Raw genomic sequence first — 12,591 nt, forward strand, 5'->3', positions numbered from 1 at the left:
AAGGCCTGCGCTTCGCAATCCGCGAAGGTGGCCGTACCGTCGGCGCCGGCGTGGTGGCCAAGATCATCGCCTAAGTCTTAGCGATATCTCTTTGAGCAGTACCCCTGCGTGGGGCGTGGCGCGCAAGCGTCACCTCCGCGCAGGCGGCGGGCCAAGGTTGAGCACGGGATACGTTCCGTGTACAATCGCGGGTTCCGCTTCAGAATTCTTTGATTGCCGCGGCTTTTTGAGGCCTCGGTTCGCTCTTTAAGGAAAAATCATGTCCGCACCTAACCAGAAAATCCGCATTCGCCTGAAAGCGTTCGACTACAAGCTGATCGACCAGTCCGCGCTGGAAATCGTTGACACCGCGAAGCGCACTGGCGCCGTCGTCAAGGGCCCGGTCCCGCTGCCGACCCGCATCCAGCGTTTCGACGTGCTGCGTTCCCCGCACGTGAACAAGACCTCGCGCGACCAGTTCGAAATCCGTACGCACCAGCGTCTGATGGACATCGTTGACCCGACGGACAAGACCGTTGACGCACTGATGAAGCTGGACCTGCCGGCTGGCGTCGACGTCGAAATCAAGCTGCAGTAATTTGGCTCGCGGACTTCGGTCCGCCGCCTTTGAAAAGCCGGAGCCGCGCAAGCGCCTCCGGCTTTTTCTTTGCCTGCGTCAGGCGGGCACAGCGCCGCTCCGGCGGCGCGCCGCCAGCAGGCCCACGCCCACTGCCAGCATTGCCCAGGATGCTGGCTCCGGCACCGGAGTCAGCTGGAGCACGAGCGAGTAGGCGCCGCCAAACATTCCATCCGCTGAGCCGTCAGCTTTCAGAATGTATTCTCCATCGGGCAGGTTCGTCTTGAAGGGAGCCGTGCCGTCAAAGGTAGCCAACGGGGACGAGCCGGACAGCAAGGTGAAGTGCAGACCGTTAATGTTGAACATATCCCAGTCGGCCGCAGTGACGACCAATTGCCGGAACGAGTCATCGGCATACGGGCTGGCGATGGTGAACAAGACGGTGTCCTGAAAGTTGCCCGCCTCATGCGTGATCATGAACGCCCAGGTGTCGGGCGGCACGGGGACAGTACCGGCCACGAACGTTTGGTCGTCGGCGTGGGCGGTCGTGGCGGCAAACGCGAGCAGGGCAGCGGCAGCGAATCTTTTCTGCGTCATCACAGTCTCCGGGTCAGGTTACGAGCTCATCAGTGAGACACGGAGCGTAGCAGTGCATTTTATTTAACGTTGCACTGTTCAGAAGTCACACGCCTGTGCTGCGGTGATCGTTTTCGAAACGTTGCTCAGTTTCCCGGCTCGCCAAAAATTGAAGCCTCGTGCGTCCTGACAATCCGTCGGTTGCTCAACCGATGCCAGGCTCTGCAAATTACGAGCGATTTCACAACAGGCAGTTGTCTGCAGTTGTTAGGCCATCCAAGTTGAAGCACGATCAGCGTACTCGAATCGGAAGAGCCGAGCTAAGACGCAGACGCGTTTCGTCACTGCTTCTGGGCGTCCATGCTGTCCCGCGACGTCGGCATCATCGCCGCCATAAAGATCACGATGGCGCATGAGGACACCCAACCGAATCCTCTAGGCGAGCGCGAGATGGATGAACACAATAACAGGGTGGGCATGAAGCTCGGGCTAATGGGCGGTACCGATATCCAACTCAGCGAGCAGTCCTACAGCGCGCTGAAGGGTCAGCAACTCAAGGTGTTGGAGAAGAAATGACGCTGGCGAAGGTGGCGATTAGCGTGCTCGCCCTGTGCCTTGCGGTGGCGTGCTCCGATACTGTCAGCCAGGCCGAGCGCCTGGGCAGTGAACGTTTTGACCCGCAGCGCTGGGCCGCCGGCACTCCCGTCGAGCGAGGCCGGATGGTGGGGTCCTTTCTGCAGACGCACGAGGTGCGGTCCATGACGGCGGAGCAGGTCCACAAGCTGCTCGGCTCGAACACCGGTTATCTTCACTATGAGTCTGAACCGACCTATCTGGTCGGCGCGCCCAACACGGCGGGTGGCTACGCGGATGGTTTTCTGCTCGTGTTTGCCACCGACAAATCGACGCCCGAACAGCGCGTCATCGGCGTGATCTTCGCGCCCGAAATTACGCCGGACGCCCTGCGTCCACGCCGCCGCTGACCCTTCCTGTTTCTGCCTTTGCGTTCCTCCCGGAAAGCACCCCAGCGCTGGGGGTGTGAACTCTCGGACATAAAAAACGCGTGCGCGGACATTACCGGATGCCCCCCTGAACCGGACAATCGCTGCCGAGTTGTGCACATTTCCTGCTGCACAACCTTGATTGTTCAATCAGGCGCATATACCGGAATCTCGACATGGCAAACTTCCTTGGCACACGCAAGACCGACACCCTCATCGGCACCGATGGCGACGACCTCATCGACGGCGCAGGCGGCGCCGACACCCTGAGCGGGGGCGGCGGCAACGACAGCATCGTCTACCAGAACGACGCCAACCGCGGCAGCAGCATCGACGGCGGCAGCGGCGAGGACACCCTCATCGTGCGCCAGGCGGCCAGCATCGACCTGGCGGCGACGAACCAGGACGCCGGCTTCCGCGCCAACCGCATCAGCGGCTTCGAACACGTGGACGCCAGCGCCTCCAGCGCGGCCGTCACCCTGGCCGGCAGTGCCGGCGCGAACCGCCTGAGCGGTGGTGCGGGCAGCGACCTCATCCGCGGTGGCGCGGGAGCAGACATGCTGCGCGGCGGTGCCGGTGGCGATACTTTCGTCTATGCCGCCGGTGACTCGACCGCCGCCGCGCGCGACACCATCCTCGACTTCACCGTGGGTGCCGACAAGATCGACCTGCGTCCGCTGGCGGCCGAGGGCGTGCTGCATTGGAGCGGTAACCGCGCCGAGGCGCACGGCGTGTGGTTCGAGCGCAGCGGCGCCAGCACGCTGGTGTATGCGGACGCGGACGGTGATGGCCAGGCCGATCTGGTGCTGGAACTGTCCGGCAACCCGGCCCTGAGCCTCGACAGCTTCCTGGGCGTGAGCCAGGCCGTCAACCATGCGCCGGTGGCGCAGGCGGACAGCGGCGCGGTGCAGGAAGACGGCGCCCTCACCGCCACCGGCAACGTGCTGGCGAACGACAGCGACCCCGACGGCACCGTACTGCGCGTGGCCGCGCCCGGCACCTATGACGGCCTGTACGGCCAGCTCGTGATCGGCGCCGATGGCAGCTACACCTACAGGCTGGCCAACGGCCAAGTGCAGGAACTGGCCGCGGGCGAGACCGTGCACGACAGCTTCACCTACCGCGCCACCGATGGCGCCCTTGAGTCCGCGGCAGTGCTCGACATCGTCATCACCGGCAGCAACGATGCGCCCCTGATCACCGGCACCGTCACCGGCGCTGCGCAGGAAGACGGCGCACCGGTCACGCTCGTTGCGCTGGCTGCCGCATCGGATGTCGATCGCGGCGCCGTGCTGTCGGTCGTGAACGTGCCGGGCGACCTGCCTGCGGGCGTCAGCTACGATGCGGCGGCAGGCACGTTTGCGCTGGACCCTTCCCACGCCGCCTACCAAGCCCTGGCAGCGGGGGAAATCACCGTCGTGATCGTGAACTACGGCGTGTCGGACGGCACGGCCACCACGCCGGCCAGTGTCGCGTTCACCGTGACCGGCACCAACGACGCGCCGGTCGTGCACGGCGTCGTTACCGGCGCGGCCAACGAAGATGGCGCCGCCATCAGCGTGAGCGCACTGGCCCAGGCCACCGATGTGGACCATGGCACCGTGCTGTCCGTGGTCGATGTGCCAGCCAGCCTCCCGGCGGGCGTCAGCTACGACGCGGCGGCCCAGGCCTTCCTGCTGGACCCGGCCGCGAGCGCCTACCAGTCGCTGACGGCGGGCGAGACCGTGGTGGTCACCGTCGACTATGGCGTGTCGGACGGCCTGGCCACCACCCCAGCCACAATCTCCTTCACCATCACCGGCACCAACGATGCGCCGACCGTGAGCGGCGCCGTCACCGGCACGGCGCAGGAAGACGGCGGAATCGTCACGCTGCAAGCGCTGGCCAACGCGGCCGACGTGGATCACGGCGCCGTGCTGCAGGTGGTGGACCTGCCCGCGCTGCCCGCCGGTGTCAGCTTCGATGCCGCCACCCAGGCCTTCGCGCTGAACCCGGCCGATGCGGCCTATCAGGCACTGGCAGCAGGCGAGACCGTGGTCGTCACCGTCAACTACGGAGTGTCGGACGGCCTGGCCACCACTGCGGCCAGCGTCTCGTTCACCCTCACCGGCACCAACGATGCACCGGTCGTCAGCGGCGCTGTCACCGGCAATGCGGTCGAGGATGGCGCCGCCATCACTCTCAATGCCCTGGCCAACGCGTCGGACGTCGATCATGGCGCGGTGCTCAGCGTGGTGCAGGTCCCGGCCGAGCTGCCGCCGGGCGTCACCTATAACGCTGCCGCCGGTACCTTCACGCTCGATCCGGCGCACGCCGCCTACCAGGCGCTGCAGGAAGGCGAGAGCACGACGGTGACGATCAGTTACCGGGTGTCGGACGGCACCAGCAGCACCGCCGCTTCGGTCTCCTGGACCATTGCGGGCACCTATGACGCCCCGACCAGCACCGCGCCCGTGGTCACCGGCCCCGTCATCGGTAGCACCGGCGAGAACGGCGCCGCCGTGGTGCTTGACGCCCTGGCCAACGCCAGCGACGCGGACCCCGGCACGACCCTGTCCGTGACCGACATTGCGAGCCTCCCAACCGGCGTCAGCTTTAACGCCGCCACCCACGCGTTCACCTTCGACCCCAGCAAGGCCAACTACAACTACCTGGCGGCCGGCCAGACCGCCACCGTCACCGTGAACTACAACGTCACCGATGGCGAACACAAGACCGCCGCTTCCGCCGTGTGGACGGTGGTCGGCGCCAACGATGCGCCGACGGTGAATATTCCGCTACCCGACCGCGACCTGGAAAGCCGCGGCAGCTTCACCTACCAGCTGCCGCAGGACGCCTTCCGCGACGCCGATGCCGGCACCGTGTTCACCTACACCGCCAAGCTGGCCAACAGCCAGGCCCTGCCGTCCTGGATGACGCTGGACCCGGCCACCGGCACCATCACCGGTACCGCGCCGGACCAGGCCGAAATCACCTCGTACTCCATCGTGCTGAGCGCCAGCGACGGCATGACCAGCGTCAGCGATGTGTTCGTACTGCGCGTGATCGGCTCAATCACCGGCACCGAGGGCGACGATACCCTCAACGGCGGCACCATCGACGACCGCATGTTCGGCCTGGGCGGCAACGACACCATGAATGGCGGTGACGGCCGGGACACCATGGACGGTGGCGCGGGCGACGACCACCTGAACGGCGGCAATGGCAACGACGTGCTGAACGGCGGTGCGGGCGACGACATCCTGGAAGACGCGGGCGGCACCAACAGCTTTGCCGGCGGCGACGGCAACGACAAGATCTACGTCAACGACACCAACACGACCCAGACCCTGATTGATGCGGGCGCCGGCGACGACCTGGTCCAGTTCTACACCCGCTACGCCGACCAGACCGTGACCCTGGGCGCGGGCAAGGACACGGTGCGCATGACCTACGTCCTGAACGGCAGCGCAGTCGTGACCATGACCGACTTCGCCACCGGCGCGGGCGGCGATGTGTTCGACGCGGCCGAATTCCTCAGCAAATCGGCGGGCTGGAACTCGAGCATCGACCCGTTCCAGAAGGGCTACCTGAAACTGGTCCAGAACGGCGCGGACGTCGAGCTGCAGTGGGACTACGATGGCCAGGGCACTGGTTCCAGCTGGTCCAAAGTGGCCGTGTTCCAGAACACCACGGTGGGCAGCTTCACGATCGATAACTTCACGCCGGCCTACAACCCGGACGGCAGCGGCATCGGCAACACCATCAATGGCGACGACACCAACAACACGCTGAACGGCACGTCGAGCAATGACCGCATCAACGGCTTTGGCGGCAAGGACACCCTCAACGGCGCGGCCGGGGACGACCAGCTGTACGGTGGCGCCGGCGACGACGCGCTGAACGGCGACCTCGGCAACGACAAGCTGTACGGCGAGGGTGACAACGACACCCTGCGCGGCGGCGACGGCGACGACCAGCTGGACGGGGGCGACGGCAATGACAACCTGAACGGCGGACTGGGTGACGACCTCCTCCAGGGCGGCGCCGGCAATGACTACCTCGAAGAAAACAAGGGCGCCAACGCGCTGTATGGCGGGGACGGCAACGATACCTTCCTGATCTGGAACATCGACCAGACCCAGGTGGCGATCGATGGCGGTGCCGGCGATGACACGTTCACCTTCGATTATCGCTGGGTGGACCAGACCGTCACGACCGGCAGTGGTCGCGACACCATCAAGTTCGGCCACTTCGACTTTGGCAGTGGCGTGATCACGGTGACCGACTTCACGGCTGGCGCCAATGGCGACATGCTGGACATTAGCGACGTGATGTACAAGCTGACCGGGCGTCCGGCGGGAGCCGACCCCTTCACCCACGGCTTCCTGCGCTTCGTGCAGAACGGTGCGGATGCCGAGCTGCAGTGGGACCGCGACGGCGCCACCAGCGGTACGGCGTGGACGACCGTGATCGTGCTGAAGAACACCCAGGCCAGCGCGCTGACCATGGACAACCTGACGCCGGGCTACAACCCGGACGGCAGCGGCCTCGGCCGCGTCATCAACGGCACCGAGGCCCGCAATACCCTGACTGGCACCCTGGACAATGACGTCATCAATGGCCTGGGCGGCGCCGACACCCTGAGCGGCGACGACGGGGACGATGTCCTCAACGGCGGCGCCGACAACGACACCCTCAACGGGAACGCCGGCAACGACGTGCTCAACGGCGACGATGGCGACGATGTGCTGTCGGACGACGCGGGCAGCAACCGCATGTACGGCGGCGATGGCAACGACACCTTCAACTCCTGGAACTCGTCCAGCCACCAGCTGTTCGACGGCGGCGCCGGCGACGACCGCTTCACCATCCAGTTCCTGGTCAGCGACCACACCGTGACCACCGGCAGCGGCCGCGATACGCTCTATGTGGACCGCGCCTACGCCGGTTCGGGGGTGATCACGGTCACCGATTTCACGGCCGGGGCGGGCGGTGATGTGCTCGACATCACGGGCCTGCTCAACGAGGTGACCGGCTACAAGCAGAACACGGATCCGTTCGAGACCGGTTTCCTCCGCGTCGTCCAGAACGGCAGCCAGGCCGAGCTCCAGCTGGATTGGGGCGGCAGCGTGGACGGCGGCCAGTGGCGTACGGTGGTCATCCTGGAGAACACCGATGCGGCCAGCCTGACGCGCGCCAATATCGTCCGCCCGTACAACCCGGACGGCAGTGGCAACGGCGAGCACATCGTCGGCACCGAGGCAGGCAATTCGCTGACCGGGACGCCGGACCGCGATGTCATCGATGGCCTGGGCGGCAACGACACCCTCAGCGGCGCCGACGGCAACGACGTCCTCAACGGCGGCGATGGCAACGACACGCTCTACGGCGGCTACGGCGACGACGTGCTCAACGGCGACGCGGGCGACGACACCATGTCCGGCAACGAAGGCAACGACATCCTGAACGGCGGCGACGGCAACGACACCATCGAAGACGGCCAGGGCGTCAACCAGCTCAACGGCGGCAATGGCAACGACCGGATCACCGTTTTCGCCACCAGCGCCAGCCAGACTGTCGACGGCGGTGCGGGCAGCGACACCATCATCATCGACCGGATCTACGTCAACCAGACCATCACCACCGGCGCCGACAGCGACGTCGTCTATCTCGGCCACTTCGGCGGCTACATCGGTGTGGCCGTTGTCACCGACTTCAGTACTGGCAGCGGCGGCGACAAGATGGATCTCACCGGCCTGATCAATGAGTCGTCGGGCCTGGCCGGCCGCGACCCGTTCGCCAACGGCTACCTGCGCCTGCATCAGAACGGCGCCGACGTCGAGCTGCAGTGGGACTGGAACGGCGCCACCGACGGCGAAGGCTGGTGGACGGTCGCGGTCATGCAGAACACCCAAGCCACGAGCTACACCGGGGCCAACTTCGTCCAGGGCTTCAGCCCGGCCGTGGCCCCGGCCGCGACCCTGGTGGGCGTGGCGGCCGCCCAGCCGGACGCCCTGCACGGCTAACCCTGTTATCGATCTATCATTTCAAGGAAACGAACCATGAAGAACATCCTGATCCTGTGCCTGGCCTTGCTGGCCACCCAGGCCCACGCCACCATCGTCAAGGCCGATTTCACGGCCACGGCCGATGCGCCTTCGGTGCCGGGTTACGCCGGCGCGCGCGTGGCCCAGTCGCTCAACCAGGCGGTCGGCGCCGGGCTGGAACTGGGCGCGGACGCCACCGTCTCCAACCCCAGCGAGTTCCGCGGCGGCGACGTCTTTTTCGACCTCGACCCGGCCACCAACACGGTGACCCTGCTGTCGCTGAGCGACTACGACTTCGACAGCTTCACCGCGCTGATCAGCAATATCCGGTTCAGCCCGGGCGAGCGCATCGTGGGCTTGACCCTGCTGTCGAACAACCTGGCCGAAGCCAGCGACAGCCCGGACGTGATTGCGCCGTCGTTCTCGTTCAGCGATGACAGCATCGAGATCCGCTACGCGCCCGCCGACTTCTTCTACTTCGTCGAGGGGGGCAGTGCGGTATTTCAGATCGTCACCGAGGTCACCGGCACCCAGGTGCCGGAACCGGCCAGCCTGGCCCTGCTGGGCCTCGGCCTGGCCGGCTGCATGGCCGTGCGCCGCCGCGGCCGGCGGTAAGCCGCAGCGGGAGACCGCTGCCTGCTGTACCTCTCCTGAATGCACGTTTTCCGTTTGCCCCGCCGGCCCCGTTTCGCCGGTCGGGGTTTTTTTCTTCAGGGGCGCGAGATTGACGCTCGGGCGGATTCACGCCGATACTGCCGGGCATGGAAAACTCATCGCCCAAGCGCATCCTGATCGTCGAAGACGAAGCCGCGATCGCGGACAGCATCGCGTATGCACTGCGCACCGACGGCTTCGCGCCGGACCACGTCACCCTCGCCGGGGAGGCGCTGCAGCGGCTGAAGACGGCCGGGCATGACTACGCGTTGGCGATCTTCGATGTCGGCCTGCCGGACCTGAACGGCTTCGACCTGTGCCGCCAGGTGCGCCAGTTCAGCGACATCCCGGTGATCTTCCTCACCGCCCGCAGCGACGAGATCGACCGCGTGGTCGGCCTGGAGATCGGCGCGGACGATTATGTGACCAAGCCGTTCTCGCCGCGCGAGCTGGCCGCCCGCGTCCGCGTGATCCTGCGCCGCGGTGCTCCCCGCGCCGCAGAGGCGCACGCACCGGCAGCGGCCACGTTCGAAGTACGTGCCACCGAAGGCCGGATCCTGTTCGCCGGCCGCCCGCTGGACCTCACGCGCTACGAATTTCTCCTCCTGCGCACTCTCGCAGAGCGCCCCGGCCAGATCTTCTCGCGTGCGCAGCTGATGGACCTGGTGTGGACCGATGCCCCCGATACCCTGGACCGGACCGTTGATACGCACATCAAATCACTGAGGGCGAAACTGAAGGAAATAGATATCACAGCCGATCCGATCCACACCCATCGCGGTATGGGCTACAGCGTCTCGCCCTAACCGTCCGCGCCCATGAAAATCGGCCTGCGCATCCTGCTCGGCTATTTCCTGATCGTCGGGCTGGCGGGTTTTTTCCTGCTCACCGTGTTCGTGGAAGAGGTCAAGCCCGGCGTGCGCGGCACGCTGGAGGACACCCTGGCCGACACCGCCAACCTGCTTGCGGTGATGGTGACGGACGACGTCAAGCGCGGCATCCCGAACTCCGAGCTGCTGGCGCGCGTGCAGGCCTACGCGGGCCGCCGCATCAGCGCCCGCATCGGCGGCTCCGGCAAGGACAAGCTGGACTACCGCATCACCATCACCGACGCGCGCGGCATCGTCACCTTTGACAGCGCGGGCACCGCCATCGGCGCCGACTACTCGCGCTGGAACGACGTCTACCTCACCCTGCGCGGCAAGTACGGGGCCCGCTCCACGCGCGAGACCCCTGACGATGAAGCCAGCACGGTGATGCACGTGGCCGCGCCTATCCTCGATGGACAGCGCATCATCGGCGTGCTCACGGTGGCCAAGCCGATCCGCACCGTACAGCCCTTCATCGAACGCAGCCAGGCCACCATCCTGCGTGTGGGCATGGTACTGCTCACCCTCTCACTCGCCATCGGCATTGCCTTTGCCTTGTGGCTGTCCCTGAACCTGCGCAAGCTGACCCGCTACGCCGCCGACGTGCAGGCGGGCCGCAAGGCGGAGCTGCCGACACTCGGCGACGACGAAATCGGCCTGCTGGGACGCACGCTGGACGCGATGCGCCACAAGCTGGAAGGCAAGGAGTACGCCGAGGAGCTGATGCACACCCTCGCACATGAACTCAAGAGCCCCATCGCCGCGATCCAGGGCGCGGCGGAGCTGATGGGGGAGGACATGCCGGACGCCGAGCGGCACCGCTTCCTGGCCAACATCCTGGAACAGAACGGCCGCCAGCAGCAGCTGATCGAACGGATGCTGGAGTTGGTCCGCGTCGAAAAGCAGCAGCGCCTCGCGGTGGTCACGGAGGTCGATCTGCCTGCGCTGCTGCGGCAGGCGCTGGACGATGCCGCCCTGCGCCTCGCCGCCCGCCGTATCACGGTGCAGGCGGACCTGCACCCGGCCGCGGTGCAGGGCGATGCGCTGCTCCTGCGCCAGGCTGTCGGTAACCTGCTCGACAACGCGCTCGATTTCGCGCCACCCGGCAGCACGCTGTGGCTCACCTGCGCGCAGCGCGCGCAGCGTGCCGTGATCGAATTGCGCGACCAGGGTCCCGGCATTCCCGATTTCGCCATGCAGCGCGTGTTCGACCGCTTCTATTCGCTCCCCAGGCCGGACGGCGCGCGCAGCACTGGCCTGGGATTGCCGTTCGTGCGTGAGGTCTGCACCCTGCACAGCGGTGAGGTCACGCTGGCGAACGCGGAGCAGGGCGGGGCGGCGGCGCGCGTCGACCTGCCCGCTGCGGGTGCGCCGCCCGGCGCAGCCACCGGCGCGGCACCCGGCTTCACACCCGCCTCACCTGCGCCTCACAAACCTCATCCCGCCCGCACCGCGCCGCGCGACACTGCCGTACCGCCGCCGGCCGGCACACCCCAGGAGACCCGCATGCAGAAGGCGCTTTTTTTCAAGGTTTGCTTCATCATCGCCGTGATGGCGGGCATCGGCATTTCACTGCTGATCATCGGCGGCACGATTGGCGAAAGGGAGCGCTATCACGACGAGGCCGTGCGCAGCATCGCCGCCGATTCGGTCGAGCCGCAGACGGTGATCGGCCCCGTGATCGTCATCCCCGTCAGCGAAGACTATGACGAAAAGGTCGAGGGCCGGGTCGAACGCCGCACCCGCACCAGCTACCAATTGGTCTACCCGACCACCTTGAAGATCAACGGCGCCATGGACACCGACAAGCGCTATCGCGGCCTGCACCAGGTGCTGGTGTTCAGCGGCCAATATGCCTTCAGCGGCGATTTCGACCTGCCCTCGCGCGAGGAGATCCTGGCGGGCTACGGCAAGACGCAGGCGAGCATCGGCAACCCGTTCGCCGTGCTGCACATCGCGGACGTGCGCGGCATCCGCAACACGCCGGTGCTCAAGCTGGACACGCTGTCCGCCGAATTCGAGCAGGGCACACAGCTCGATGCGCTGCCGCGCGGCCTGCATGCCAATCTCGATGGGCTCGACCTGGCCCGCCGCGCGCACCAGGCTTTCAGCTTCAATTTGAACCTGGACGGCATCGAAAGCCAGAGCTTCGTCCCGGTCGGGAAGAACAACCAGGTGGCGGTGCGTTCGCAGTGGCCGCATCCCCAGTTCACCGGCCGCTTCCTGCCCGCGCCGCGCGACCGCCAGATCACGAAGAACGGCTTCAGCGCGACCTGGAACGTGTCCTCGCTGGCGGCGGACGCCCAGAGCCAGCTGCGCCGCATCGTCAACGGACCGGCCGCGGGCAAGGACGCGGCGGCGGGCGTGGACAGCTTCGCGATCGCGCTGAAGGAGCCCGTCAACATCTACACCCTCGCCGAACGCGCGGTGAAGTACGGGATCATGTTCGTGGCGCTGACCTTCGCGGCCTTCTTCCTGTTCGAGATCCTGAAGGAGCTGCGCATCCACCCGGTGCAGTACGCGCTGGTGGGTCTTGCGCTGGCGATGTTCTTCCTGCTCCTGATCAGCCTTTCGGAGCACATTGCGTTCGGGATGAGCTATGTGCTGGCCAGCGGGGCCTGCATCGCGCTGATCACGTTCTACCTGCGTTTTGTGATGGGCTCCTGGGGCCGCGCGGCGGGTTTTTGCGCCGCGCTGACGGCGCTGTACGCGGCCCTGTATGGCCTGCTCATCTCCGAGAACAACGCGCTGGTGCTGGGCAGCCTGCTGCTGTTTGGCGTGCTGGCCGCGGTGATGATCGCCACCCGCAAGGTGGACTGGTACCAGCTGGGCAAATGAGGGGAAGGGCGCCGTGTCAGTGGCGCCGCCGCCCGTGCGCCGGCGCCGGCCGGGCCACGCGCCAGGCG

General features: G+C 66.4%; 8 protein-coding genes and 1 pseudogene. 8 read left to right on the plus strand and 1 reads right to left on the minus strand.

Annotated features, from left to right (window positions below; genetic code table 11):
• Both E4L96_RS16195 and rpsJ read left to right on the plus strand, forming a co-directional pair.
• A partial coding sequence (locus E4L96_RS16195; protein WP_202932829.1) for an EF-Tu C-terminal domain-related protein occupies positions 1 to 74 on the plus strand: 74 nt, incomplete at its 5' end.
• Between the two features lie 185 nt (positions 75 to 259).
• On the plus strand, positions 260 to 577 hold the full coding sequence (rpsJ, locus tag E4L96_RS16200; protein WP_005663509.1) for a 30S ribosomal protein S10: 318 nt from the start codon (positions 260 to 262) through the stop codon (positions 575 to 577).
• A 78-nt stretch (positions 578 to 655) separates the two neighbouring features.
• On the opposite strand, the gene E4L96_RS16205 is transcribed toward rpsJ, so the two are convergent.
• Positions 656 to 1,153 carry an FxDxF family PEP-CTERM protein gene (locus E4L96_RS16205; RefSeq protein ID WP_135208254.1) on the minus strand — a complete coding sequence of 166 codons (498 nt, stop codon included), beginning with the start codon at positions 1,151 to 1,153 and terminating at the stop codon, positions 656 to 658.
• Between the two features lie 318 nt (positions 1,154 to 1,471).
• On the opposite strand from E4L96_RS16205, the pseudogene E4L96_RS16210 reads away from it, so the two are divergent.
• The 6 genes and pseudogenes from E4L96_RS16210 to creC all read left to right on the plus strand — a co-directional run.
• Positions 1,472 to 1,708: pseudogene (locus E4L96_RS16210) on the plus strand (DUF6973 domain-containing protein); the annotation flags it as partial.
• The gene (locus E4L96_RS16215; protein ID WP_135208256.1) at positions 1,705 to 2,115 is read left to right on the plus strand and encodes a hypothetical protein; all 411 of its coding nucleotides are present in this window, start codon (positions 1,705 to 1,707) and stop codon (positions 2,113 to 2,115) included. The pseudogene E4L96_RS16210 and the gene E4L96_RS16215, both read left to right, overlap by 4 nt.
• 194 nt (positions 2,116 to 2,309) lie before the next feature.
• On the plus strand, positions 2,310 to 8,141 hold the full coding sequence (locus tag E4L96_RS24600; RefSeq protein ID WP_135208257.1) for a VCBS domain-containing protein: 5,832 nt from the start codon (positions 2,310 to 2,312) through the stop codon (positions 8,139 to 8,141).
• Positions 8,142 to 8,177: 36 nt separating this feature from the next.
• On the plus strand, positions 8,178 to 8,777 hold the full coding sequence (locus tag E4L96_RS24105) for a PEP-CTERM sorting domain-containing protein (protein WP_220433444.1): 600 nt from the start codon (positions 8,178 to 8,180) through the stop codon (positions 8,775 to 8,777).
• Between the two features lie 146 nt (positions 8,778 to 8,923).
• Complete coding sequence (gene creB / locus E4L96_RS16230; protein WP_135208258.1) at positions 8,924 to 9,622, plus strand: two-component system response regulator CreB; 699 nt, start codon at positions 8,924 to 8,926, stop codon at positions 9,620 to 9,622.
• A gap of 12 nt (positions 9,623 to 9,634) precedes the next feature.
• On the plus strand, positions 9,635 to 12,523 hold the full coding sequence (gene creC / locus E4L96_RS24690; protein ID WP_135208259.1) for a two-component system sensor histidine kinase CreC: 2,889 nt from the start codon (positions 9,635 to 9,637) through the stop codon (positions 12,521 to 12,523).
• The last annotated feature ends 68 nt before the right edge of the window (positions 12,524 to 12,591 follow it).

It is taken from the genome of Zemynaea arenosa, from assembly GCF_004614185.1.
In the GTDB taxonomy this organism is placed as follows: Bacteria; Pseudomonadota; Gammaproteobacteria; order Burkholderiales; family Burkholderiaceae_D; genus Telluria; species Telluria arenosa.

Coding starts and splice junctions, on each gene's coding strand:
- rpsJ (WP_005663509.1), top strand. CDS start 260: ATGTCCGCACCTAACCAGAAAATCCGCATTCGCCTGAAAGCGTTCGAC.
- E4L96_RS16205 (WP_135208254.1), bottom strand. CDS start 1,153: ATGACGCAGAAAAGATTCGCTGCCGCTGCCCTGCTCGCGTTTGCCGCC.
- E4L96_RS16215 (WP_135208256.1), top strand. CDS start 1,705: ATGACGCTGGCGAAGGTGGCGATTAGCGTGCTCGCCCTGTGCCTTGCG.
- E4L96_RS24600 (WP_135208257.1), top strand. CDS start 2,310: ATGGCAAACTTCCTTGGCACACGCAAGACCGACACCCTCATCGGCACC.
- E4L96_RS24105 (WP_220433444.1), top strand. CDS start 8,178: ATGAAGAACATCCTGATCCTGTGCCTGGCCTTGCTGGCCACCCAGGCC.
- creB (WP_135208258.1), top strand. CDS start 8,924: ATGGAAAACTCATCGCCCAAGCGCATCCTGATCGTCGAAGACGAAGCC.
- creC (WP_135208259.1), top strand. CDS start 9,635: ATGAAAATCGGCCTGCGCATCCTGCTCGGCTATTTCCTGATCGTCGGG.